The following is a 24712-nucleotide window of genomic DNA, read 5'->3' as shown; positions in this document are numbered from 1 at the left end:
TTTTATTCAACCTTGCCTGCGAGCCCCTCGCCAGGCCAACAGTAGTTGGCACAGGGCCAATAAGGCGCTGAGCGCCAGATAGAGGCCGCCGCTGAGGAAAGGCCAAGGCCTGTCCATGTAGTAGCCGCTATCAAGCACCAGGCGCTCGCCGTTGGCAATAACTACGGCCGGCACCGCTATGCTTTCCTGCCCTTCGGGACCGGCCATCTTTTTCAGGGCCAGGTAGCTCTGGTAGTCGCTGGCGGCGGTCTCGGTCGGCCAATAAAGGGGCGAAGGCCACACTTCCAGCAGCTGGCCCAAAGAGGCCTTCCCTTCGAGCTGGTGCCAGCTTTGGTTGGCCAGTTGCCGCATCTCGGTGTCGGCTTCGTTATCGAGGCTACGCGAGACCTGTGCCGCTCTGCTGCTGTTCAATAGCACCGGCTCCAGTTCGCCTTTACGGGCCTTTTCCAGCAGTGTCGACCAGTCTTCGTCCATCAGCTCGGTCAGGGTCTGGGTGGCGTAGTCGCAGCCGCTGGCACAGGCCCGCTCTACCAGCAGCACCAGTTTGTTGGGATCGGTCAGGGTTCGAAGGCTACTGGGGTCAAAGTGGCGGCCACTCTGAACGGCCAGCATGGTCAGATACAGCTGCTCTGAACTGCTCAGGCTGGCTTTTTCAAACCATTGGCTTTCCAGCAGTTCGCGCCAGGCCGCAGACGCCTCGGGTAACGGCCCCAGGTCCTCGGGAGCCCCGAACAGCAGGGTCTCGCAGGGACTGCCACTGTACCCATAGCGGCCCCAGCAACGGGCCTTTCCGCGCAGGTAGACCCAATCGCCAACCGCCGGCGGCTTGGCTTTCAGCTCGGCAAGGCTGTGGTAGTTGGTCGCTTCGGTGCCCATCAGCCAGTGCCAGCTGTAGAATAGATCGGCCTTGGGGGAGCTGAAATTGATAAGACCCAAACCCAGCATCACCAAGGCGGTCAAGCCCAATACCAGGTGATGGACCCAGGCTGCCGGCTTCTTGGGCTTGTGAGTCAAGCCCAGGCGCGGCACCTGCATCAGCTGATGGTCGGTACGCATCTCGAAGCGTTCGATCTGGCCGGTCAGCAGCTTGCTTTCGTGCCACTCGGGGGGCACATAGGCCTCCATGTTGCCGACCAGGTAAAAGCCGTTGACCTTGCGCAGCACCCCTTCGACATAGTTGACCTTCAGCGGTTCCGGCAATGCCCTTTTGCGGCTGTAGGCCCAAAGGGCCAGGGCCAAGAACACCAGGGCCGGGATACCCCAGAACAGGGGGTCATCGTTACTCCAGGCCAGACAGGCCAGGCTGGCGGCCAGCAGCAGGGCGGTCACTATCTTCCAACTGGGCGAATAACGCAGCTGCCTTTCCTCCAGGCTTTCCTGGCGGCTGCTCAGCACCTTGACCTGCCATTCTTCCGGCAACTCGCTGTCGTCATTCAGTACCCCGACAGCCCCTTGTTGCCAGCGCTCGTTGGAGACCTCGCGGGCGGCTTGGTCGGCCTTGCCGCCGGCCAGGGTAAAACTGTCGTTCAGGCTCACCACCAGCATCTTCTTGCCGTCGGTGTTCACCACTTCCGCCAGGTTGTCTTCGGTCACGTGGTTGAGAGCGTCGAAGGGCAACACCACTTCCACCCCCCCTATGGTGCGGTGCATCTCACCGCCTTCCAGGCCATGGCCCAGATACTCTCCCTTGAGGTAGAACACCTGTTGGTGGGTACTTTGCCAGTCGGCCTTGTCCAGCTCGGCGATAAGCTGCTGTTCTTCTTGGGTCAGCAACCGATGGTGCTTGTCCTTAGCCAGCAACTGCTCCCTTGAGGCGCGGCTGTCGGCCCGCCGGCTGGAATAGGAGATCAGGCTGAAAATCGACATGCCAATGACAAAGAGGGTAAGAATAAGATGAAGTGCTTCCATGACCTGCTACCGCGTACGTTTCGTCCATGTAGGAAAGGCGGCCCATTATCATGATCCTTTAGGCAGATCTCAAACCCAAAGCGGCAGGGCCGGACAACAACCTGGCCCTGCCCTTGCGGCAAAGCCAGCCAGGCCGCGCCCTGGCCGGTGTATTAGGCAAAAAAAAGGAGCCTGCCGGCTCCCTTTTTCAAGCGGCCCGGTTAAAGGCCGAGGGCGGCGCTGATGGTAAAGAAAAGATCGGTCTGGTCGGTCAACCCCATGACATTGGCGGCGCCAGGGCCGTAGGCGGCGACCCGCAGCTGGGTACCGGTATGGCCCATGCTGCCCTCTTCGGCGGTACCGTAGCTCACCGCCATCAAGCCCCCTTCGGTGGTGCGCAGGGTCTGAGTCAGGCCCGGTGCCTTGGTGTCCAGGGACACGATTTGGCTGGTATGGGCGTGGTCGGCGGTGACAATCACCAGGGTGTGGCCGTCGGCCTTGGCAAAGGCCAGGGCCTTTTGCACCGCCTGGTCCAGGGCCACGGTTTCACCGATTTGCCCACAGGGGTTGGCGGCGTGGTTCTGTTTGTCGATAGAGGCGCTTTCCACTTGCAGGAAAAAGCCTTTGGGATTGCCCTTTAGCAGGCTGATGGCCTTTTCAGTCATCTCGGCCAGGGCCGGCATGGAGGCCTTGTGCTCAGGATTGGCCTTGCAGGTCACCGGTTCGCCCTTGAGGTTGCCATGGTAACTGGCCTTGGGTCCGGTCCAACCAACCGGCATATGGCCGTCGCTGAACAACCCCAGCAAGGGGGCACTGTGGTCGGCATGGCTGACCGCAGCCAGGGCCGCCTTGTCACGCACCACCTGGTAGCCCCTGGCCTTGGCCTGGGCCAGCAGGCTCTGGCCGGCCCAATCACCGGCTTGGGCCAGTTCGTTGAAGGACGCAAAGCCGCCTCCCAACGTCAGGTCGGCCCTGGCGTCGAGCAGCTGTTCGGTGATGGAACCCTTGCCGCCGTTTTTCAGGGCGTTGGACGGGCACAGTTGCTGGGTGAGGGCCGGGCTGTAGCATTTTCGCTGGGTGACGTTGGCATACTGGGCCGCCGGGGTGGCGTCCTGAATTTCGGCGGTGGTGACGTTGCCGGTGGCCTTACCTGCTGCCTTGGCCAGTTTGAGCAGGGACGGATGGGCCTTTTCATGAATATCGACGCCGATGGCGCCGTTGTAGGACTTGGTGCCGGTGGACCAGGCGGTGGCCGAAGCGGCGGAGTCGGTCACGTAGTTGGGCTTGCCGCTGGCCTTGTCCAGGGAATAGTGGCTGTACTGGCCGGTGATGGGCAGAGCGTCGATGCCTTTGAAGTAACCGCCGGCGCCTTCGGCGTAGTTGCGGGCCAGGGTGATCTCCGAATCTCCCATGCCGTCGCCGATAAAGAGGATCACGTTGTGGACGGGACCTTTGACCAAGGCGGCACGCAGGGCCTCGGTCATATCGGTATTAAGGCGGCGGGCACCGCCCTTTTCGCTGAGATTGCCTTTGGCGCTGCGGTCAAAGAGGTCCGCTGCCGAAGCGGCATAGGCACTTTGCAGAACGCCGGCGAGGGCAAGGGAAAGCAGGGAAAGGGAGCGAAAGGACATCATCGACTACCGGTTGCAGGAAAAAGACCTATCCTAGAAAGCCTTTGTGACAAAGCCATGACGAATCTGAAAAAGCCAATAACATTCAAATTGTTATAGAAATCTGCACCGCCCAACCCGGGCAGCCGAAACACCGCTGCCAACCTTGGTGCCGACCGGCCCCTGGGTTATGCTCGAGGCCAAAGCCCATCATCAAGGACATGCCATGCGCCCCGGACAGCTGCTGTTGGCAGCCCTGCTGATAATGACCAGCCTGCTGGCCAGGGCCGAGCCCATCAGCCGTCCCCACATGCAGGTGGAACTGAAGGCGGAGCTGTCGCAATTTACCCCGGGCCAGCCATTCTGGGTGGCCGTGCAGCTGCAACCAGAGGCCGGCTGGTACAGCCTTTGGCAAAATCCCGGTGACAATGGCCAGGCCACCAGCCTTGACTGGCAGCTACCTAAAGGCTGGCAGATTGGCCCTGTTCATTGGCCCATTCCTGACGCCATCGACCAGGACGGCATCACCCATTTTGGCTACCGCCACGACCACAGCCTGCTGGTGGAGCTGACACCGCCCAAGGAAGCCAAGGACCTGGAGCTGATGGTCAAAGCCAGTTGGCAACTTTGCCAGCAGCAATGCCTGGCCGAAGACGCCCTGTTAACCCTCCCCCTGAAAGCCGGCCCCAAGGCACAGGCCAACCATTCGGGCTTTTTTGCCAAGGCACGGCAACAACTGCCCCGTCCCCTGCCCAGCCGTGGGCGCATGGAGATCCAGCAGGATCTGGTGTCTTTCGCCCTGAAAGTCCCCGAACTGTCCGGGCAGCCTCCCAGGGTCTTCGTCGCCAATCCCAATCTGGTCAAAAGCGGTGCCCTGCCCCGCCAGTTGTGGCAGGGCGATACCCTTTTGGTCAGCCTGCCCAAAAGCGCCCATTACCAGGCGCCGCCCAAGGCTCCCCAGGTGCTGCTGGTCACCCAGGACCAAGCGCTGCTGGTTGGTATGAACTCCCCTGACCCGGCCGAAGGGCAAAGCCCGCTCTGGCCGTTGGCTTTGCTGGCATTGGCCGCCGGCCTGCTGCTCAATGCCATGCCCTTCGTGTTTCCGGTTGTGGCCCTTAAAGCCCTTGATCTTAAAACCGGTCAGGGCTGGCCCTACCTGGGTGGCGTGCTGGCCAGCACCTGGGCCCTGGCGGTGCTATGGTGGCTGTCGCACCTGGGCGGTGGCCCTGGGGGGCTGGACCTGCAATCGCCGCTGCCGGTGGCGATATTTGCCAGCCTCTTTGCCCTGCTGGGTTGGCGACTGCTCAGCCGGCAGCCTTTGCCAGGCCGCCTAATGCAACAAGGCCTGGCCTATCAGCCCATCTTGGCCGGCGTGCTGGTGGTGGTGCTTGCCAGCCCTGGGGTGGCGATGCTGGCGCCCGCTTTGAAGGCCGACCTGGCCCTTTGGCCACTGTTGGCACTGGCTTCGGCCCTGGGCCTGGGCCTTGCCTTGCCCATGGTGTTACTGGACAAGCTGGCGCCACTAGCGCCCTGGCTGCCAAAACCAAGCCATTCCTTCAAGCGGTTGCTGGCCTTATTGCTGCTGCTCAGCGCCGTTTGGCAGCTCTGGGTATTACAGGGCCTGGAAGGCCCGGCCTTTTTACTGCTGGCAGCCTTGATAATAGCGACCGGCCTTTGGCCGCTGCCTTGGCGACTGGCAAAAGCCCTAGCCTGGCTGCCGCTGCTGGCCGTGATGCTGGGAATCGTCCTCAAACCCCAGCAGCAACCCGACACCCTGGCCTTTGACGAGGCCACCCTCAAAGAGCGCCTGGCCCAGCACCGGCCTGTGCTGGTCAACATCACCGCCGACGGCTGTATCCCCTGCAAGGTCAACGCCAGCACCACCTTGGGGCGGGAAGAAACCCGCGCCCTGTTTGCCCTTTACGACATCACTTACCTTGAAGGTAACTGGACCAACCGAGACCCCGCCGTTGGCCGTTATCTGGCCAGTTTCAACAGCAGCGCCCTGCCCCTTTACGTTCTGTACGACCAACAAGGCCAGCCCCACCTGCTGCCGCAGTTGCTGAGCCCCAAACTGTTGGCTGAGAGCCTGGAAGCGGCGTTGCAGGGCGCCGATTGACCGAAGCCTAGCTTGGCACCCAAGCATCAAGACATGTCAGATAAGCCCTTCAAGGCCTGGCGGCCCGAGGCTAGTTTCAGGAGGTTAATGACCACGGAATCGCACGGATGCGCTCGTTATTCTCCGCCATAGAAGTCAACGACACCCTGGGCAATACCTACGTTTTTGCCCACAGGGACAATGCCTCGGACATCAATCGCCTGGGTGGGCACGGCCAGGCGCAGCGGGGCGGCTACAGCCAATTGCTGGACAGGCTCAGCCCCTATAGCCAGCAGCAGTTGCTCAACTTCTGGCGCGATCCCTACTCCCCCCAAAACCTCTATGACCTCTGTGACACCCAGATCCACCACAACCTGCTGAGCGCCCTGGAACGGGGGGACATCTACGCCTTTTGCACCGACAACACCCTGGACGGTGCGGTACAAAACAGCCACCCCAGCAGCGCAGGCGCTGCCGGGGCACAGGCCGAGGCCGGCAGCGACCAACCACGCAGTGCAACCCAGGGACAAAGTGCGAACGCCCCAGCCCCCCAGGCAGCCCCTGCACCCTCCTCCCAGGAAGCGCCAGCGCCCAAACAAGCCGCCGCTGCCAAAAGCGAAAGTGGGGAACAGAGCGACGGTACCGGCACCACCGAAAGCGGTACCCCGACCCAAAACAACGCCACCACCTGCACCGGTGGCGAACCGATCAACCTCAAAACAGGTGAAGAGCTGCTGACCCTCACCGACGGTGTCGTGGACGGGCCCCTGCCCCTGACCTTTGAGCGCACCTACCGCAGCTCCAACCCCCATGACATAGGCCTGGGGTATGGTTGGACCCACAGCCTCAGCGAGCATTTGGAAATCGTACCGCACCGCCAGCAGGTGCGGCTCCACGATGGCGAAGGCCGGGTGGTAACCCTGCCCCTGCCTCAGGAAGGGCAAAGCAGCCATAACGTCGTAGAGAAGCTCAGCCTGCGGCGCCAGGGCAAAGGTCTTTGGATATTGACCCCTTACGGGGCTCCCGGCGGCATACAACGCCATTTTTGCCGCCAGGCCGGCCAGCTTGACCCACAACTGGTGAAGATCTGCGACGGCTACGGCAACAGCCACCGCTTTCATTACCAGGGCCGGCGCCTGGCGGTCATCGAGTCCAGCCTGGGGGACAAGCTGCACTTTATCCCTTCCCCCTGCCAGCGCATTGCCGAGGTCAGGCGCCAAAGCCAGGACGGCCAGCGCCAGGTATTGGCGCGCTTCAGCTACGACCAGCAAGGGAACCTGGTAAGGGCCGAAGACGCCCATGGCCATGCCGAGCTGTACCAGTATCACAAGCACGTCATTGCCAAGCGCACCCTCAAAAGCGGCTACAGCTTTCATTTTCGCTGGGATAAACCCGGCCACCAAGGGCGCTGCGTCCACCAGTGGGGCGATCCCATCGATGGCCAGGATACCTACAACTACCGCTTTGCCTGGGACCCGGACGGGCTGGGGGTTGCCGTTACCGACACCAGGGGCGGTGTCGAAGTCTACCGTTTCAACCAACGGGGCCTGCCGGTCTACCACAAGGACCAGGAAGGGAGCGAAACCCGCTACCAGTACGACGCCAAGGGGTTGTTGACCCGGGTCGAACACCCCAGCGCCGGCCTTGCCAAGCGCGCCGAACTGTTCGGTTACGACCGGCAGGGTCGCCTTACCGATAAAACCGACATGGCCGGCGGCCAGTACCGTATTGGTTACAACGACCAGGGCCTGCCCGATAGCATCTCCACCCCGGCCGGCCATTGCTGGCGGCGCCGCTACAACGACAAGGGCCAGGTGCTCTCCAGCACCGACCCCTTGGGCAACAGCACCCTCTACAGCTACAACGCCGCCGGCCTTGTCGGCAGCGTCACCGACCCTTTGGGCAACAGCACCCGCTATCTTTGGAACCCCTACGGCAAACTCAGCGCCGTGCAGGACCCCATGGGCCTGAGCAGCCAGTTCCATTACGACCATGCCCAGCGCCTGGTGCTGGTGCAGCAAGGGGAGTCCTTGCACACCCGCTACCAATATGACGAGCAGGACAGGGTCGTCGCCATCACCGACAGCGACGGCAGCCAGCGGCACTACCAGTACAGCCCCCTGGGGCTGATTGCGGCCATCAAAGACGCCAAAGGCGGCGTTACCCGCTACGAATACGACGGCCTTAGCCAGGTGACGCGCCGCACCAACCCCGACGGCAGCAGCCTGGCCTACCGCTACGACGGCGAGCGCAACCTGGTTGGCCTGGTCAATGAAATGGGCGAGCACTACCGCCTCAAATACGATCTCAAGGAAAGGCTGGTCGAAGAAGTGGGGTTTGACGGCCGCCTGACCCGCTACCAGTACGACGCCGCCGGCCATCTGTGTACCAGCAGGGCCGTTACCGACGCAGCCAGCGGCGACGGCATCGACATCCACTTCGAGCGAGACCCGTTCGGGCGCCTGCTCAAGGAAAGCACCCCAGAAGGCATTACCCGGTTCCGCTACGACGCCGCCGGCCAGATCACCGAAGCGGCCAACCGCCATCGCACCTTGCGCTGGGAATACGACGCCAACGGCAATGTCATTGCCGATCACCAGGACGGTTACGCCCAGCACCACCGCTACGACGCCGCCGGCCAGCGTATTGCCACGGAGCGGGCCAACGGCGAAACCCTGCATTTTTCCTATAACCGCAAGGGCCAGTTCACCGCCCTGCACCGCCAGCACCAGGGGCAAGGTCTGGAACTGCTTACCCGCCTTGAACGGGACCAACTGGGCAGGGAAGTGGGCCGCCAACACGGCGAACAGTTAAGCAGTGAGCGCCGCTACGACCCCCAAGGGCGCCTCAAGCAGCACAGCCTTGCCAAGACCGGCGGCTTCAAGCCCATGCTGGAGCGCCATTACCAATACGATGTGGCCGGCAACATCAGCCTGATTGACGACAGTGTCCAAGACCGACGCCACTTCAGCTATGACGCCTTGAACCGCCTGCAGAGCGTCCAGGGCCCCAATCCCGAGCATTTTGTCCACGACCCGGCCAGCAACATACTGGCCTCAGCCCCCTCGGCCGCCGAGGCCAAAAGCCAGGCACAAAGTGCCCAGGTCAAAGGTAATCGGCTGCTGATCCAAGGCGACCGCCATTTCGAATACGACGTCCACGGCAACCGCATCACCGAGCGCAGGGGTAAGGGGCAATGCCTGGTCACCCACTACCGCTACAACAGCCGTCAGCAGCTGGTGAGGGTCGATAAAAGCGCCCCCGGTCAGGAAGACCAAATCACCACCTTCCAATACGACGCCCTGGGCCGGCGTATTGGCAAGCAAAGCGAGCAGCGCAGCGTCCTGTTTCTTTGGGACGGCGATGTCCTGCTGAGTGAAACGGATGAAGATGAAACCGGCAGCCAGGTACGCCACTACTACTTCGAGCCTGGCACCTTCGAGCCCATCGCCTTGGACCAAGGCGGCCAGCTCTACCACTACCACCTTGACCATCTCGGTACCCCCGATACCCTGACCGACGCCAAAGGCAATATCGTTTGGCAGGTTGGCTACCGAAGCTACGGCAATGTCGCCCTCGCGTTGGCCAGCGACATCAGCCAGCCCTTGCGCTTTCAGGGTCAGTACTTTGACCAAGAAACCGGCCTGCACTACAACCGCTTCCGCTATTACGACCCGAACTGCGGGCAGTTTATCAACCAAGACCCCATTGGTTTGCTGGGGGGGCTTAATCATTATCGCTATGTTATTAATCCTATCACCTGGGTAGATCAACTAGGACTACTTTGCAAAGAGGGACAGGAAAAACTATTACGCGTACTGGAGAAGAATGGCGTCGAATCCAACCTTGCAAAGGATGTTCTCTCTATCATTACCAAGAATGATTCAGAGAAGTATGCATCTATCAGCACTGTGTTTATGAAGAACAATGGCGCCGTTGTCGCTTTACAGCTCACAGCAGACAAGATCGATGAAGAATTAGGCCAAATATGCTTTACTGATGTCAAAGGCCGTCCTGTGGCAACGTTAAGCATTAGCGAGCTAGCCTCAGGAATTAAGAGCGGAGAGAAGTCTCTTACAATTCAAGCATCACAGGATAGATCTATAAAGTCAGACTCCTATCCTAATCCCCTTGATGACCCCAAGATTGCAGAAGAGGTCATACCTGACGAAAAAGCAGCTTATGGTTACAAAGTGAAGGATAGTTCTCCATTAGCCGCTTTTAATATCAACTTTGAGGATGAGTCTGCAGTAGCAAATGCTCAGAAAAGAAGAAAAGAGTACCATGAAGAGTTACGAAAAAAGAGAGACGCATTGGAAAATGAAGTTAATCAGCGCCTTAAAAATGGTGAGAGCTATGAGGATATCGCCAGAGATAAAGTTAACAAGCGAAACATGTCGAGAAGAGAAAGCTACATAAAGAATAGGGATTTTGAAAAACTAAAAGACATGGAAGCTAGAAATCAAAAGCAGTATGGTAATATATACGGACCGACGCCAGAGAGTCTTTATATGAAGAACAATAAATCCTGGCGAGCGGTGATCATGAGTTCTCTGAGAACAAGTGGCGCTATGGATACTGTAACCGGCTTGTATGGTAAATACTAATGACCAAAGAAAAAATACTTAAGAACTTTGACGTTTTTGATGACGCAATACGTTTTGAACCTCAGAAGATGGAAGCCAAGCATTTCACTTTCACAGAGGACAGTAAGAATAAGACATCCGGCATTTTTCATTCCGAAGGCAGTGATTATTTCTTATTATATGTTGAAAATGGTCAATTGTTTTTTCAACACAAAGAAAGTAAGTTTAATTTAAGTGATAAAGCTGTTTCTGTCGCTATTGCGACTATGGCCGGAGAAAGCCATTTCAAAATAACATCTTCACAAAAAAGTCTGAGCGTAAAATACAAGTCATGGCGGAGTGAAGCTGGACTCGAACGCGATGATGTTCTTTCTGACTTCGCAGAAGAAGATGACATCGATTATGACTTTTTCTACTATATTTATGCCATTTGTCTTGACAGCAACCTTTTAGCAGGATGTATTACGCAATGGTCTTAGTCATTGGTATGATGAACCTTAACTACTGTTCCGACAGGCCACTCTGAAAAACATGTATAGATATTTTTCACAGCATTAAGACACTAGACCCAAGCCGGTGGTATTGCTACCTGTCTTACTGATGTGGCTTTAATTAGAGTTACCAGAAAAAGCGCCCAGGATGGGAACAGGACATGATCGAAACCCGGCTCGACAGACTCTTTAGCAACGGCGATGACGATTACGCCCGCTTTGAAAAAGCAGCGTTGGAAAGCACTTTTGCCCGCACTTACTCCATAGGGGAACTCTATGAAGCAGTGCCTTTTTTCAACGCTATCCATCGGCTTAAGATGGGCCAGCCTATAGCAGCGTTGGGCCAGAACAAGGACGGAGCCCTGGAGTATGGCTTCGATAAGGCCGGCCGATTAGTGTCCTCAACAGAGTTCACCCGCTTCCCTGGGGTCTTTATCCGCACCTTTTACCACTATCATCATGACTGCACCGAAGTAATCACTTTTCGCAAAACACCTGACGAAGTAGAGGTAATAAAGGCCTGCTGCCAATACAGGAAAGACGGAGCCCTCCATCTGGTGGAGGCCATGACGGAATATTCGGTAAGCCAGTACCGCTATCATTACCAGGGCAATCAGGTAAGTCGTATCGAGTTCAGTTGCACCGACTCCCTGAGCAGGCAGTTAAGCAACTTTGAGTACCAGTTTGTTTATCAAGGTGAACTCCTGACCTCTATCGACAAGACCGACTTGGCGACGGGGGTAAGTACCCTCATCCAGATAGCCGCTACACCCCAATTGCCCCAGGCTCTGCTGACATCATTGGAAATGCAGGTATTCAACACCATCGTTGCCGTTATTGCCCGCATTAAGACTATCAATAGCAAGCCGCTTTACCGCCTTTACCTCCTTAGCAGCCATGCTGCCAGCCAGCTGTCACTGCCCCTGCTGGCAATAGGTGTAGAACACCCAGATGGCAGCAGGCCAGAAGATCCCAACTGCCTGACCTATTTTGACAACAAGGAGGTGGATATCAGCACTCCCGAACTCAATGCGCTGTTCGGTAGCCTAAGAGAAGCGGGCGCGGCATCTGACGCCTTGGAAAGCTGTTATGACGCCGTTGTGGCAAGGCTCAAAGACACCCAGGCAGATGGACTGCTGACTGAGGATAAAACCCTTATCAGCCATCGCTACCTGGAAGACTTTTAACTAAGCAGGTTACCTTCAGACACTTTTTCGAGGAGTAAAGGTGTGGCTTTTGAACGCTTTTAGCAACTAGCGGCTTTTAAGCCCCTGGCCGCCCCTATTGCCGGTGCCCTCAGCGGGTGCTAGATTGTGCGGCAAATCACAGTTTTTGAGCCTATGCTGCGCACTTTCCTGACCGCACTGCTGTTGACCCTGGCCCTGGGTGCCTTACCCCAGGCGGCCTCGGCTGCGCCGGCGGCAAAGGGCAGCAGCCTGCATCAGGACGCTCCGGGCAAGGCCCCTGCCCTGCTCAATCTGGTGAAATTGCAACGTCAGCTTGCCCACCAGGGCCTGGATGACGAACCAAGGGCCCCCGATTACGGTCTGGTCTTTGAAGCCAAGGCGCACCCCGCGCCACAATTTTGCCCCGGTTACCGTCAGCAAAGACCCGCCGCTTGCGACTGGTCCTTGAACATTGCCGACGGGCCCGGCTTTCTTGCCGGTGCCCGCCTCACCCACAATCTCGCCCGTTTTGCCGCCTGGCGCGGCCTCTCCTTCCTGTCTTAACGCCTTTTCGTTTTGTCAGGCGGCCCATGGCCGCAAGGAGAACCCATGTCTTATTCCAGGGGCCAAGGCCCCCTGCTGGTCAACCGCCTCGCCGGTTGGAAATACGCCGTGCTCTTGGTCAGCCTAGTCTTGCTGACCTTAAGCGCCCTCCCCACCCTTTTTGGTGACAGCCCCAGCCTGACTATCAGCAAGGGCGACACCACCATTGGCCAACTGCGCCAATGGTTGCCCAAAGACAGCGTGCAACGTATCGACCAGCAGGGCGATAGCCTGCGGCTGGTACTGACCGACCAAAGTGACCCCATGGCCGCCAAAGCGGCCCTGGAGAAAGCCCTGCCCGGCCATGATGTGGTGCTGGACCGCAGCGCCAAGGCGCCGGCCTGGCTGCAGTCTCTGGGCCTGTCCCCCATCAAGCTAGGCCTGGACCTTCGCGGTGGCGTGCAGTTCATTCTGGCCGTGGACACCCAGGCCGCCGTCAATGCCCAGATCCAGAGCGCCAAGGACAACCTGGAAGATCTGCTGGACATTGCCGCCGTTACCCCCCAGGGCCAAACCCTGCAGCTTAGACCCCGCCTGGGCGCCGATCTTGCCGCCTTGCAGCGGCTGGTAAGCCGCCAATACCCCCATTGGCAGCTGCAACGCCAGGGCGACCTGCTGCGCCTGAGCCTAACCCCCCAAGAAGCATCTCAGCAGCAACTGCTGGCTATGGAGCAAACCCTTAGCATCATGCGCAGCCGCATTCAGGAGCTGGGCATCACCGAGGCGGCCGTCATGCGTGACGGCAAGGACAGGGTGCGCATCGAAATTCCTGGGGTACAGGACCCGGCTGCCGCCAAGGCCATCATAGGGGCGACCGCCTCTTTGGAATTTCGTGAGGTCTACCCAGGCCCCAAAGCCGGCGCCCTGGCCATCAAGGACCAGGTCGGGCGGCCCTTGTGGCTGGCGGCCAAGCCGATACTGACCGGTTCACGCATCGTCGATGCCCGCGCCGGCCTCGACGAAATGGGCAGGCCCCAGGTCAGCATCCAGGTGGATAACCAAGGCGCCGCCACCATAGGCGACTACAGCCGCAGCCACATAGGCCAGGCCATGGCCACCCTCTTTACCGAGTACCAAAAGGGGCCGCAGGGGCAAACCAGCAAAACCAGCCGGGTGATCAACGTCGCCAATATCCAAAGCGCCTTGCCGGCCAGCTTTCGCATCACCGGCATAGAAGACGGTAGCCAGGCCAGGCAGTTGGCGCTGCTGCTGCGGGCCGGCTCCCTGACGGCGCCGGTGACCATCATCCAGCAAAGCACCCTGGGCCCCTCCCTGGGTAAGGACAATATCCACAACGGCCTGATGGCCCTGGCCCTGGGTCTTGGCAGCTGTTTGTTGTTCGTGGCCCTTTGGTACCGGCGCTTCGGCTGGGTCGCCAACCTGGCCCTGGTAGCCAACCTCTTTATGCTGCTGGGCTTGATGGCCTTGGTGCCGGGGGCGGTGCTGACCCTGCCCGGTATTGCCGGCCTGGTACTGACGGTGGGCATGGCGGTTGACACCAATGTGCTTATCTTCGAACGGGTCAAGGAACTGGTACGGGACGGCAAGAGCCTGGGCCAGGCTATCCACCTGGGGTACGACAATGCCTTTCGCACCATATTGGACGCCAACCTCACCACCCTTATCACCGCCGTAATCCTCTATGGCCTGGGCCAGGGGCCGGTGCGGGGCTTTGCCATCAGCCTGGGGCTGGGACTGTTGACCAGTATGGTCACCGGCATAGTGGGCACCCGCGCCATCATCAATCCCCTGTGGGGCCGCGACAACCGCAAAGGTGTGAGGATCTGAGCATGAACCGCTTTAAACAACTGGCGTTCTGGCGCTATTGGGCCCTGGGCCTGTCCACCCTGCTGGTGCTGGCCTCCCTGGGGGTGCTGGCTGGCAAAGGACTGGTACTGGGCCAGGACTTTACCGGCGGTATGGTCCAGGAAATCCACATCAGCCAGCCGGTGACCAGCCAAACCCTGGCCGACACCCTGTCACCCCTGCTGGGGGAGCGCCCACAAGTGGTGCAAAACGGCGACGACTGGCGTATTCGCTACCAGGGCGATCCGGGCCCAGACTTTTCCCTGGCAGATAGCCTGTCCCAGGCCCTTGGCAGCCAGGTGACAGTCCACAGCGCCAGCTTTGTCGGTGGCCAGGTGGGGGACGGCCAGGTGGCGCAATCGGCCCTGGCGGTAGCACTGGCGGCCCTTGGGATCCTGGCCTACCTTGCCCTTCGCTTCGAATGGCGCCTGGCCAGCGGCGCCCTGCTGGCCCTGCTGCATGATGTGGCGCTGGTGCTGGGGGTCTTTTCCCTGCTGGGGCTCGAGTTTGACCTTAGCGTGCTGGCCGCCCTGTTGGCGGTGATGGGCTATTCGGTCAACGACTCCATCGTCGTGGCCGACCGGCTGCGCGAGACCCTTGGCAAGCGCAACCGCACCCCCATAGCCCAACTGGTGGACAACGCCATTCGCGCCACCTTCTCAAGGACCCTGGTGACCTCCGGCACCACCCTCTTTACGGTAGGGGCCCTGCTCTGGCTGGGGGGCGAGCCCCTGTTCGGCTTTGCCCTGACCCTGTTCGTGGGCATCGTAGTGGGGACCTGGTCGTCCATCTTCGTGGCGGCTACAGTGGGGGAACTCTTTGGCCTCAAGGCCGAGCACTACCTGAAAAAGCCTCGGGAACCCAAAGAAGGGGAAAGGTTGCCGGCCTACCGGCCCTACTGAGGATAAAAAGCCCGGCCAAGGCCGGGTTTTTTATTGCAAGAGCGGGTCCAGGTAGTTGCTGCCCAGTTGGCGCATCTGCCGCTCTACCCAGGCCACTCGTTGGCGCAGGTAAGGGGTCAGGGCGTTGGGGTTTCGGGTCCTGGGGCTTGGCAGCAGCACCGCCAGGCGCGCCGCCTCGCCGGCAGTCAGATAACGGGCCGACTTGCCAAAGTAGTGGCGGCTGGCCGCCTCTACCCCGTAGATCCCCTTACCGAATTCGGCGACGTTCAGGTACACCTCCAAGATGCGCCTCTTGCCCCAGACCCCTTCCAGGGTCACCGCCAGTACCGCCTCCAGGCCTTTTCGCACCAGGCTGCGCCCCGGCCAAAGCAGCAGGTTCTTGGCGGTCTGTTGGCTAAGGGTGCTGGCGCCGCGCAGGCCGCCGCCATCATCGAAACGTTCCAAGGCGTTACCGAGTTCGGTGACATCGATCCCCCAGTGACTGACAAAGCGCTGATCTTCCGAGGCCACCACCGCCAGGGGCACCCACTTGGGCAGCTCGTCTAATGGCAGCCAATGCTGGCTGACCGGGTAAGGGCTTTGCAGCATAAAGGCGGTGGTCGGCACAGGCACAAAGCGCAGCGCCAGCAACAGCAGTAGCAAAAACACCAGGCAGCGCCAAGCCAGGGCCCAGACCCAGCCCCCTATTCCCCGCCGACGTTTTGCCATGGTCCACCTTCCCCTTTATGCTGAACGACAAGTGTAACCCGCCTGGGAAAGCCCATGAAAATCAACAGCCCCGCCGTTCAGCCATGCTAAGCCTGAGCGCCTGCCAATACCGGGTCGAGGCCCTGCCGGAACTTGCCAGCTGGACCGCCAAGCAAGCGGCGCTGGTAGCGGCCGCCCCAGGGGAGCTACTGCTCTTTCCCGAGTACGCCAGCCTGGAGCTTTTGAGCCTGCAACCGACCCGGACCGCCCGGCACCTGGCCCGTTCCCTTGGCGCCCTGCAGGAGGTACGGGAGCTGTTCGTGGAGACGTACCGGGCCCTTAGCAAGGCCTTTAACAAGGGCATCGTCATGCCCAGCATCCCCTGGCAGCTGGCCGATGGCCGTTATGTGAACCGGGCCTGGTTTGCCGCCGAGGGCACTGTCCAAGGCTTTGTGGACAAACAAATCCTCACCCGCTTTGAAGCCGAGCGCTGGCAGCTGAGCCCTGGGCAACCCAGCGCGCCCTTGGTCTTTGCCGGCCAGGCCTTTGGGGTACAGATTTGTTATGACGTGGAATTTCCCCTGCTGACCCGCGCTTTGGTGGACGCCGGTGCCCGCTTTATCCTGGTGCCGTCTTGCACCGACAATGGGGCCGGGGTGAACAGGGTACGCATCGGCTGCCAGGCCAGGGCCTTGGAAAACCAGACCCTGGTGGTACAAAGCCCCCTGGTGGGACAGGCCCCCTGGGCGCCGGCCATCTTCAACAGCCTGGGCCAGGCGGCCTTCTACACGGCGCCAGATCTGGGGCTACCGGACGACGGCATCCTGGCCCGGTCCAAGGAGTTGGACCCCGCCCAAAGCCAGTGGCTGACCCAGGCCCTGGACTTGGATCACCTGGAGGCGGTGCGCCACAACGGCCAGGTGCTCAACCACAGGGACTGGGCCAAACAGCGTCCATAAAAAAACCGGGGCAAGCCCCGGTTTTTGTTGTTACGCCTGGTCGGCTACCGCCTCGGTGGCGGCGCCTTTGCCACCCCTTAGCAGTATCCAGGCCAGTACCAGCGCCGAAGAGGCAATGCCGATAGGGCCGGCGATGGCCAAAGGCAGGCCGAAGCCTATCTCGGCGCTCAGCAGGTAGGCGTTGACCACCCCCGTCATAAAGGTGGCGGGAATGGTGCACACCCAGTGGAACTTGCCATGACGCTTAAGCCAGACCGCAGCGGTCCACAGCATCATCACCGCAGTCATCTGGTTGGCCCAGCCGAAGTAACGCCAGATCACGTTGAAGTCCATTTTGCTGATGAAAAAGCCGACCACAAACATGGGCAGGGCGATCATCAAGCGCTTGGCGATAGGTTTTTGGTCGAAGTTCAGGAAGTCGGCCAGGATCAGGCGGGCGGCACGGAAAGAGGTGTCGCCAGAGGTGATGGGCAGTACCACCACTCCCAGTATCGCCAGCAGGCCGCCCACGGCACCCAGCAACGAGGTGGATACTTCGTTGACCACGGCAGCGGGACCGCCGTTGGCCAGGGTGGCGTTAAGGGCTTCGGGGCTGTCGTAGAAGGACATGCCCAGGGTGGCCCAAATAAGGGCAATCACACCCTCCCCTATCATGGCGCCGTAGAACACGAAGCGGCCATTGCTTTCGTTTTCCATGCAGCGAGCCATCAGCGGCGACTGGGTGGCGTGGAAGCCGGACAAGGCCCCACAGGCAATGGTGATGAACAGCAGCGGCCACAGGGGCAGATCCTTGGGATGCAGGTTCTCAAGGGTGATGCCGGAAGAATAGAAAGGCTTGTCGGACAGGCCAAGGCCAACCAGCAGGCCGACGGACATGAACACCAGCAGCGCCCCGAACAGCGGGTAGAAGCGACCGATGATCTTGTCGATGGGCACTATGGTGGCAATCATGTAGTAGCCGAAAATGATGGCGACCCACACCGGTACCGAGGTGCCGGACAGGTTACCCAGCAGCTTGGCCGGGCCCAGGGTGAAGACCACACCCACCAACAGCAACAGCAGTACGGCAAAGCCGTTCATAAAGTGCTTGGCACCCTTGCCCAGCTCGCGGCCCACCACAGTGGGCACCGACGCGCCGCCGGCCCTTACCGACAGCATGCCGGAGAAGTAGTCGTGCACGGCGCCGGCGAAGATGGAGCCGAAGACGATCCACAGCAGGGCTACCGGGCCGTACAGGGCACCGAGGATGGGACCGAAGATGGGGCCAAGGCCAGCGATATTAAGCAGTTGCACCAGGTACACCTTTTTGGTGGACATGGGCACGTAGTCGACGCCGTCGTTATTGGCGATGGCCGGAGTCTGGCGCTCCGGCTTGATGCCGAAGATGCGCTCTATGACTTTACCGTAGATGAAATAGCCGGCGATGAGGGTACAAACGCCCAGCAGGAACCACAACATAGGTTACTCCCCCTTTTATAATTTGGGGGAAGCCTAATGTACCGTTTACGCTCGCGGCACCCGGCTTTTTCGCCAGTGGTCGTAAAGGCCAGCTGAGTGGTTGGGGTTGCACCCTGAATAAAAAAGCCGGCAAGCCGGCTTTTTTATCTATAGCCCCTGCTCCTTGGGCCGGCGCTGAAACCACAGTGTCACCAGCAGCACCAGGGCGGCAGTGGCGCAGAGGGCAGCGAAGACCCAAGTGCTGTCCATCCACCACAGCAGGTTCCATACCGCCAGGGCAATGCCGCACAGCAGAGCCAGTGCCCCCGGCAGCCAGCCGCCCCAGCATTGGCGCTGCCATAGCCGTTGCAGCGGCCACCACAGCAGCAGCACCCCCAGGATCAGGTGGCCGCAATCCTTGATCTTAAGGGGCCAGTCGGGGTTCAGCTCGACATCGAAACTAAACAGCACCCGCAAGAAGATCATCAGCACCGCCAGCCCCACCAAGACCCGCTGTACCAGCCGGCTCTGCGCGAATCTGAGGGCGTCGGCAAAGGCCAGGCGAGCGGCGCGCAGGGCTACCAGCATCAGCGCCAGCTGCGGCGCCAGGGTGAGCAGGAACAGCCCTTCGCGTCCCCACTCGCCAAACAGCTGCTCTGCCAGCGCAACGTCTCTGACCTGTTGCGCCACCAAGGTGCCGGCCTCGGCGCCCAATAGCGCCAGGATAATGGCCCCCCAAAGCAACGCCACGGCGCCATTAACCAGCACCGGCATGGCCCCCACCAAGGCCCGTTGTTGTCGGTCCCGGCACAGGCCGGCCAGGCTGGGCACCAGGGCCAAATAGCCCCCCAGCAGAAAGGTAGTGAGGGTCCCAACCCTGGTCCACTCCCTGGCAATGACCTCCAGGGGTTGTGCCTTCACAAAATGCCATTGGCTATGGTCACTGACCAGCGCTACCCCGAACACCGCCAGGGTGCCGGCCAGGGACAGCACCGCCAGGGCCGGCAGCAGGTAACGGACCAGCCAGCGCCCACGGCTAAAGAGGGCGAAGCACGCCAGCAACACCAGCGCCAGTTGGGCGAGCCTGACCCCATATTCCGGCACATCGAACAGTTCTTTGAGGAAGTAAGTCATGCCGCCGACGGCAAAGGCCGCCAACAATCCCAGGGTCAGCACCGCCAGCATGCCCAGCAGGTGGCGCAGCAGCTCGGGGGTGCGGGGGCTTAACATGGCCACCACCGACAGCTTGCCGGTACCGATGGCATGCCCGGCCACCAGGTAGTTCTGAATCAGGGCAAGGCTCAGGTAGAGCACCATGATAGCCGCCAGGCCCCAGGTGCCCAGCAGCAGCACAAAAAAGGTACCGGACAGCAACTGGCCAAGGTTATGAAGGGCCACCTGCGAGAGCATCAAGGCCCAGGGGGACGGCCCTTTTTGTAACGGGGCCTCGGCCTGTTTGGCCGGCCCTTCAAACCTGGCAAGCTGTGGCACCAACTTCAGGTAAGCAGCCACCAACAGGGCCAATGCCAATCCTAAACCCAACATCACGATTCCTTTTGATAGTGTCCATTAGGGCGCCCGGCGGGCGCTTGGGTGCCTTAAGGTCAGGCGACGCCCCTTGGCCTGTGGCGCCAGGCCAGCACTGTAAGCCCGGCCAAAAGCACCAGGCCAAGGGCCCAGCTACCCATCTCGCCCAGGTACCAGCCCAGGCTCTGAAGGGACCACAGCACCATGGTCCAGGCATAGGATATGGCCAGCAGGGCGCAAAGGGCCCAGGCAGCCAGCGGCCACCAGGGCCAATGGCCAGGCCGGCGGCTTTGCCAAAGCAGCGCCAGTGTCACCCAAAGGCCCACCAGCACCCCGCTCCCCAGGGCAAAAATGCCGAGCATTTGGGGGCCGTCATCGTCCAAGGTGGTTCCCACAAGGAGCAGCAATACCGGCAACCCCAGCAGGCAGCGCCGCCCCAGGCTTTGTTGGTCAAATGCCAGGGCGTCGGCCCAGGCCAGGCGCGCTGCCCGCAAGGACACCAGCAGCAACGCCAAGACCGGCAGCTGCATCCACAGCTTCAGCCAAAGGTGGGGTGACAGGCCCAAGGCCTCAACCAGGTTGTCGATGGCCCCCCATAAGAAGAAAGGCGAGTCCGCTTGGTCCTGGGTAGCGGGCCCCAGCAATACCAGGGTCAGCACCGCCCACACCAGGGTCAAGGCGCCATTTAACAGCACCGGGGCGGCGCCGATAAGGGCCCCTTGGCGCGGCCCGCTGCCCTGCCCGGCCAGGCTCGGTACCAGAGCCAGGGTGCCCAGGAAGCTCGCCAGCAGTAAGGTGGCGTCGCCAAGCGCCGGCAGCGCCGTGAAGTGGGCTGCGTCCAGCTGCCACTGGGCCTTGCCGCCCATCAGGGCCAGCACCAAGGCCGCCAAGGTGCCCCCCAGCATCAGCAGCGCCAGCAGTGGCAACAGGTAGCGAAATACCCAGCGGTTGCGGCCGATAACGGCCCAACTTGCCAGCAGCACCAGGCCGACACCCACCAGGCCGTCATCGTGCCAGGGCCTGAGCTTGAAATCGCTCATGGCCAGATGCAGGTTAAAGACCGAGACCAGCACCACCAGCAGCGCCAGGATGTGGCGGGCAAAGGTAGGCAGCCTTGGGCCCAGCAGGGCCACCAGGGATTGGCGTTGGCCGGCAAGGGCGCGGCTGGCCACCAAAAAATGCAGCACCAGGGCCAAGGCGATATAAAAAACCGGGATCACCACCAGGCTCCAGCCATGCAGCTTGGAAGCCAGGTAACAGCCCACCAGCAGAGGGCCAAGGGCGACGGTCGCCACTTGCGACAACATCAGGGACCAGGGAGAGAGGCGCGGGCCAGGGGCTCTGGCGGCTTGGGGAGCGTCACCCAACTGGCGGGCCAGCAGGGGAAGCAGAAAACGGTAGGCACCGGCAAAAAGCGCCAGGCCGAACAACAACCACAACATCAGATGTCCTTTTTACAGCAATAAAAAACCGCGCCGGCCTTGGCGCGGTTTGCGCTACCCAGGGTTAGATCGGCAGCAGGTATTTTTCCTTTAACTGTTTGAGGTAGCGGCGGGACACCGGCACCTTGGTGCCATAAGGGGTTTCTATCTCGGCGCCACTTTCCTTGATGGCGATGGCCTTGATGGCGTCGGGGTTGACCAGGTATTGGCGGTGTACCCGCAACAAGGGCAGCCGCGCTTCGAGGGTTTTCAGAGGCAACTGGCAATGGAGCAGCTCCCCTTTGGACACCACCTGGGTGCCGGTCAAGTCCACATAGGCACAATCGATGTCCTTGGGGGCTACCAGCCGCACCGTGTTACCCTGGTAACAGGCCAGGCGCTCGAGAGGGCTGGTGTCCGCTTCCCCCAGGCCGACGCTTTCCAGGCGCTTTAGGGTCTTGGCCAGGCGCTCCGGATCTACCGGCTTTAGGAGGTAGTCCAGGGCCGCCTCGTTGAAGGCATCAAGGGCATAGTGTTGGTGGGCGGTGACAAACACCAGGGCCGGGCGAGGTTCGGGCAGCAGGCTGCTCACTTCCACCCCGGACAGGCCCGGCATGTCCACGTCCAGGAAGATGACGTCAGGGATGAGTTCACGGGCCTTTAGCAGGCCGTCCTTGCCGGTACCCGCTTCCCCCACCACTTTAACGCCGCCGGCTTCTTCCAACAGCGCCGTCAGTTCTTCGCGTGCCAGGGGTTCATCATCGACTAACAACGCCCGGATCATGACAGGGTACCTCTTGGCCAAGTTAACTCTGCACGGGTACAGTGCCCCGGCTCGTGGTGGAGACGCAGTGTACAAGATACCCCTAAAGCGGCAAAGCGTTCACGGACCAGCTTAAGGCCAAGGCCGTCGGTCTTGACCGGCAGCCGGGCGGCACTGTCTTCCACCACGATACGCACCAGTTCCCCGTCCAGCTCTGCCGACAACCGCACCTTACCGCCCGCTTCGGCACGGCTGATGCCGTGCTTGATGGCGTTTTCCACCAGGGTCTGAATAGCCAAGGCCGGCACCCGCTCCGACTCCAAGGCCTTGTCCAAAGACTCGCTGTAGGCCAGGCGCTCCCCGAAGCGGACCTTTTCGATGGCCAGGTAATGGTCGATGTGGGCAAATTCCTCGGCCAGGCTGACGGTGACGCTGTGGCGGCCCAGGTTGCCCCGCAAAAAGCCGGCCAGATGGACAATCAGCTCCCTGGCCTTCTTGGCGTCCCGGCGCAGCACCGCCGCCACCGTATTGAGGCTGTTGAACAAAAAGTGGGGGTTGACCTTGGCTTCCAGGGCCCGCAGTTCGGCTTCGGCCAGCAGCGCCCGGTTGGCCTGGAGCTGGTCGTGCAGCAACTGGTTGGACAGCACCCCGGCAATGCCTACCCCCAGGCTGCGGTTGAGGTTGCGAAACAGCTTGCGCTTGGGTTCGTAGAGCTTGATGGTGCCCACCACCTCCTTTTCCCCTTTCAACGGCACCACCAGGGACGAGCCCAATTCGCAGTCGCTGCTGATGGAGCACTGGTAAGGGGTGGTGAGGCCGTCGGCAAACACCACCCTGTTATAGCGGATGGCATCGAGGGTAATGGCCGAGGAGATGGGCCGGCCCACCTGGTGGTGGTCGGCGCCGGTGCCGGTAAAGGCCAGGATGCGGTCCCGGTCGGTGATGGCCACCGCCGCCACCCCGGTCTCGTCCTTGACGATTTCGGCAATCAGCTGGGCCGACTGGGCGTTAAAGCCCTGCTCCAACACCCCAACGCAGCGCCGGGCGATACGCAGGGCCCGGTCCGACACCTTGGTGGCCACCTCCTCGGCCCGAAACTTGGCGTCACGGATAAAACTGAGAAACAGCGCCGCCCCTGTGGCATTGGCCAGCATCATCGGCAAGGCGATGGCCAGCACCAACTCTTTGGCCTGTTCGAAGGGCTGGGCGACGATAAGGATGATGGCCATTTGGCAGGCTTCGGCAAAAAGCCCCAGAATAAAGGCCTGCCAAGGGTTGAAGATGCGCTCGGTCTGGCCGCAGCGCTGCCAGAAGGCGTGCAGCAGCCCCCCCAAAAAACCTTCCCAGGTGGTGGAAATGGCACAGGCCACATCGGTAAAGCCGCCCATGGAATAGCGGTGCATGCCGCCGGTAAAGCCCACCGCCGTGCCCACCACCGGCCCCCCCAACAAGCCACCCAAGATAGCGCCGATGGCGCGGGTATTGGCGATGGCGTCCATGGTCTGTTGGCCAAAGTAGGTACCCATGATGCAAAAGCCCGAGAAGATGGTGTACACCATCAGCTTGTGGATAGGCCAGCTCGACAGGCTGGCCAGGGGCCGGAACAGGGGCGTTTTTGAAAACACGTAGGCGATCAGCAGATACACGCTCATCTGCTGAAACAGGGGCAGCACCAGTAACAAGTCAGGGGTTCCCGTAGATGAGGGTCTTGCTGCCGGCGCTGTTGCGATAGCCCCGGTACATGCCCTCGGTGTTGAACGGCTGGGTGATGCTACCATCGGCGCCCAGCACTATCACCCCGCCGGTGCCACCCAACTGTTGCAAGCGACCATGGATCACCTCGTCGGCGGCGGTTTTCACGTCCTTACCCTGGTAACGGACCCGGGCGCAGATATCGGCGGCGATGTTGAGGCGGATAAAGTATTCCCCATGGCCGGTGGCGGACACGGCGCACACGCCGTTTTCGGCATAGGTGCCGGCGCCGATCACCGGCGAGTCGCCGATACGGCCGTAGCGCTTGGCGGTCATGCCGCCGGTGCTGGTGGCCGCCGCCAGGTTACCGTCGGCGTCCAGGGCCACGGCGCCGACGGTGCCGTACTTGTAGTCACCGGCCAGGTAGTTACGGGCCTGGTAGCCGCTCAACTTGATCTGCTCTTTGGCCTTGTCCAGGGCCTTTTTGCGAAACTCGGTGTCGAAATAGTGGTTGTCCACCAGCGCCAGGCCCTGTTCCTTGGCGAAGTCGTCGGCGCCTTGGCCCGACAGCATCACATGGGGGCTTTGGGTCATTACCCGGTAGGCCGCCTCTATGGGGTGTTTGACGGTTTTGACCCCGGCCACGGCGCCGGCGTTGAGGGTTTTGCCGTCCATGATGGAGGCGTCCAGTTCATGTTCGCCATCCCAGGTGTAGACGGCGCCAAGGCCGGCGTTAAACAGGGGGGAGTCTTCCATCACCTTGATGGCCGCCTGCACCGCCTCCAGGGCCGGGCCGCCCTTGTCCAGCACGGCGTAGCCGGCGTCCAGGGCCTGCTGCAGCTTGGCGTGGTAGGCCTTTTCCTGCTCGGGCCCCAGGTTGGCGCGGGTAATGGTGCCGGCACCGCCATGGATGGCGATGGTAATAGGGGCTTTGGAATTTGCCTGGGCGCCAAAGGCGACCCCGGCCAGCAACAGGCAGCGCAGCAAGGTGTTCATGGTGTTCTCCTTCTGGTTTTGCGGCCATCTTTCCAAGGGGCTGGCCCTGACGCAAGGCTGACACGACCAGGAGCTGTCCTG

Annotated in this window: 17 protein-coding genes; 8 read left to right on the top strand and 9 right to left on the bottom strand. The window is 60.9% G+C overall.

Annotated elements, in window-relative coordinates; all coding sequences use genetic code 11:
• Positions 1 to 6 precede the first annotated feature (6 nt).
• On the bottom strand, positions 7 to 1908 hold the full coding sequence (locus tag B3C1_RS07850; RefSeq protein WP_008484041.1) for an IgaA/UmoB family intracellular growth attenuator: 1902 nt from the start codon (positions 1906 to 1908) through the stop codon (positions 7 to 9).
• Between the two features lie 200 nt (positions 1909 to 2108).
• Positions 2109 to 3518 (bottom strand): alkaline phosphatase, encoded by a 1410-nt coding sequence (gene phoA, locus B3C1_RS07845; protein WP_035481487.1) that lies wholly within the window; start codon positions 3516 to 3518, stop codon positions 2109 to 2111.
• A 205-nt stretch (positions 3519 to 3723) separates the two neighbouring features.
• On the opposite strand from phoA, the gene B3C1_RS07840 reads away from it, so the two are divergent.
• The 7 genes from B3C1_RS07840 to secF all read left to right on the top strand — a co-directional run bounded on the left by B3C1_RS07840 (position 3724) and on the right by secF (position 15149).
• Positions 3724 to 5616 carry a protein-disulfide reductase DsbD domain-containing protein gene (locus B3C1_RS07840; RefSeq protein WP_008484039.1) on the top strand — a complete coding sequence of 631 codons (1893 nt, stop codon included), beginning with the start codon at positions 3724 to 3726 and terminating at the stop codon, positions 5614 to 5616.
• A 107-nt stretch (positions 5617 to 5723) separates the two neighbouring features.
• On the top strand, positions 5724 to 10202 hold the full coding sequence (locus tag B3C1_RS07835) for an RHS repeat-associated core domain-containing protein (protein WP_008484038.1): 4479 nt from the start codon (positions 5724 to 5726) through the stop codon (positions 10200 to 10202).
• The gene (locus B3C1_RS07830; protein ID WP_008484036.1) at positions 10202 to 10660 is read left to right on the top strand and encodes a hypothetical protein; all 459 of its coding nucleotides are present in this window, start codon (positions 10202 to 10204) and stop codon (positions 10658 to 10660) included. Before B3C1_RS07835 ends, B3C1_RS07830 begins: the two co-directional genes overlap by 1 nt.
• Before the next feature lie 173 nt (positions 10661 to 10833).
• A complete protein-coding gene (locus B3C1_RS07825) occupies positions 10834 to 11859 on the top strand; it encodes a hypothetical protein (protein WP_008484034.1) in 1026 nt (341 codons plus the stop codon).
• 153 nt (positions 11860 to 12012) lie between these two features.
• Positions 12013 to 12402, top strand: a complete 390-nt coding sequence (locus B3C1_RS07820) for a hypothetical protein (RefSeq protein WP_008484033.1) — start codon at positions 12013 to 12015, stop codon at positions 12400 to 12402.
• A gap of 45 nt (positions 12403 to 12447) precedes the next feature.
• The gene (secD, locus tag B3C1_RS07815; RefSeq protein ID WP_008484032.1) at positions 12448 to 14229 is read left to right on the top strand and encodes a protein translocase subunit SecD; all 1782 of its coding nucleotides are present in this window, start codon (positions 12448 to 12450) and stop codon (positions 14227 to 14229) included.
• Positions 14230 to 14231: 2 nt separating this feature from the next.
• Positions 14232 to 15149 carry a protein translocase subunit SecF gene (gene secF, locus B3C1_RS07810; RefSeq protein WP_008484031.1) on the top strand — a complete coding sequence of 306 codons (918 nt, stop codon included), beginning with the start codon at positions 14232 to 14234 and terminating at the stop codon, positions 15147 to 15149.
• 30 nt (positions 15150 to 15179) lie between these two features.
• On the opposite strand, the gene mtgA is transcribed toward secF, so the two are convergent.
• Positions 15180 to 15857: a monofunctional biosynthetic peptidoglycan transglycosylase gene (gene mtgA / locus B3C1_RS07805; protein WP_008484030.1), complete on the bottom strand. Its 678-nt coding sequence runs from the start codon at positions 15855 to 15857 to the stop codon at positions 15180 to 15182.
• Between the two features lie 83 nt (positions 15858 to 15940).
• Here mtgA and B3C1_RS07800 point away from each other — a divergent pair, with 83 nt between their 5' ends.
• Entirely contained in the window at positions 15941 to 16795 is an 855-nt protein-coding gene (locus B3C1_RS07800) for a nitrilase-related carbon-nitrogen hydrolase (RefSeq protein ID WP_035481455.1), read from the top strand.
• Between the two features lie 30 nt (positions 16796 to 16825).
• Here the strand turns inward: B3C1_RS07800 and B3C1_RS07795 are convergent, their stop codons facing one another.
• From B3C1_RS07795 to B3C1_RS07770, 6 genes are all read right to left on the bottom strand, one after another.
• Complete coding sequence (locus B3C1_RS07795) at positions 16826 to 18253, bottom strand: carbon starvation CstA family protein (protein WP_008484028.1); 1428 nt, start codon at positions 18251 to 18253, stop codon at positions 16826 to 16828.
• Positions 18254 to 18400: 147 nt separating this feature from the next.
• Positions 18401 to 19777 carry a hypothetical protein gene (locus tag B3C1_RS07790; RefSeq protein WP_008484027.1) on the bottom strand — a complete coding sequence of 459 codons (1377 nt, stop codon included), beginning with the start codon at positions 19775 to 19777 and terminating at the stop codon, positions 18401 to 18403.
• 59 nt (positions 19778 to 19836) lie between these two features.
• Positions 19837 to 21201, bottom strand: a complete 1365-nt coding sequence (locus B3C1_RS07785) for a hypothetical protein (protein ID WP_008484026.1) — start codon at positions 21199 to 21201, stop codon at positions 19837 to 19839.
• A 64-nt stretch (positions 21202 to 21265) separates the two neighbouring features.
• Positions 21266 to 21964: a response regulator gene (locus tag B3C1_RS07780; RefSeq protein ID WP_008484025.1), complete on the bottom strand. Its 699-nt coding sequence runs from the start codon at positions 21962 to 21964 to the stop codon at positions 21266 to 21268.
• On the bottom strand, positions 21961 to 23616 hold the full coding sequence (locus B3C1_RS07775; RefSeq protein WP_237750983.1) for a sensor histidine kinase: 1656 nt from the start codon (positions 23614 to 23616) through the stop codon (positions 21961 to 21963). Before B3C1_RS07775 ends, B3C1_RS07780 begins: the two co-directional genes overlap by 4 nt.
• Positions 23617 to 23626: 10 nt before the next feature.
• On the bottom strand, positions 23627 to 24631 hold the full coding sequence (locus B3C1_RS07770; protein ID WP_008484023.1) for an isoaspartyl peptidase/L-asparaginase family protein: 1005 nt from the start codon (positions 24629 to 24631) through the stop codon (positions 23627 to 23629).
• Positions 24632 to 24712 lie beyond the last annotated feature (81 nt).

Origin of the sequence: Gallaecimonas xiamenensis 3-C-1 (assembly GCF_000299915.1) — a bacterium.
In the GTDB taxonomy this organism is placed as follows: Bacteria; Pseudomonadota; Gammaproteobacteria; order Enterobacterales; family Gallaecimonadaceae; genus Gallaecimonas; species Gallaecimonas xiamenensis.
Note: the sequence above shows the minus strand (reverse complement) of the source record. Positions and strands in the feature narration are given on the sequence as shown.

Coding starts and splice junctions, on each gene's coding strand:
- B3C1_RS07850 (WP_008484041.1), bottom strand. CDS start 1,908: ATGGAAGCACTTCATCTTATTCTTACCCTCTTTGTCATTGGCATGTCG.
- phoA (WP_035481487.1), bottom strand. CDS start 3,518: ATGTCCTTTCGCTCCCTTTCCCTGCTTTCCCTTGCCCTCGCCGGCGTT.
- B3C1_RS07840 (WP_008484039.1), top strand. CDS start 3,724: ATGCGCCCCGGACAGCTGCTGTTGGCAGCCCTGCTGATAATGACCAGC.
- B3C1_RS07835 (WP_008484038.1), top strand. CDS start 5,724: ATGCGCTCGTTATTCTCCGCCATAGAAGTCAACGACACCCTGGGCAAT.
- B3C1_RS07830 (WP_008484036.1), top strand. CDS start 10,202: ATGACCAAAGAAAAAATACTTAAGAACTTTGACGTTTTTGATGACGCA.
- B3C1_RS07825 (WP_008484034.1), top strand. CDS start 10,834: ATGATCGAAACCCGGCTCGACAGACTCTTTAGCAACGGCGATGACGAT.
- B3C1_RS07820 (WP_008484033.1), top strand. CDS start 12,013: ATGCTGCGCACTTTCCTGACCGCACTGCTGTTGACCCTGGCCCTGGGT.
- secD (WP_008484032.1), top strand. CDS start 12,448: ATGTCTTATTCCAGGGGCCAAGGCCCCCTGCTGGTCAACCGCCTCGCC.
- secF (WP_008484031.1), top strand. CDS start 14,232: ATGAACCGCTTTAAACAACTGGCGTTCTGGCGCTATTGGGCCCTGGGC.
- mtgA (WP_008484030.1), bottom strand. CDS start 15,857: ATGGCAAAACGTCGGCGGGGAATAGGGGGCTGGGTCTGGGCCCTGGCT.
- B3C1_RS07800 (WP_035481455.1), top strand. CDS start 15,941: ATGCTAAGCCTGAGCGCCTGCCAATACCGGGTCGAGGCCCTGCCGGAA.
- B3C1_RS07795 (WP_008484028.1), bottom strand. CDS start 18,253: ATGTTGTGGTTCCTGCTGGGCGTTTGTACCCTCATCGCCGGCTATTTC.
- B3C1_RS07790 (WP_008484027.1), bottom strand. CDS start 19,777: ATGTTGGGTTTAGGATTGGCATTGGCCCTGTTGGTGGCTGCTTACCTG.
- B3C1_RS07785 (WP_008484026.1), bottom strand. CDS start 21,201: ATGTTGTGGTTGTTGTTCGGCCTGGCGCTTTTTGCCGGTGCCTACCGT.
- B3C1_RS07780 (WP_008484025.1), bottom strand. CDS start 21,964: ATGATCCGGGCGTTGTTAGTCGATGATGAACCCCTGGCACGCGAAGAA.
- B3C1_RS07770 (WP_008484023.1), bottom strand. CDS start 24,631: ATGAACACCTTGCTGCGCTGCCTGTTGCTGGCCGGGGTCGCCTTTGGC.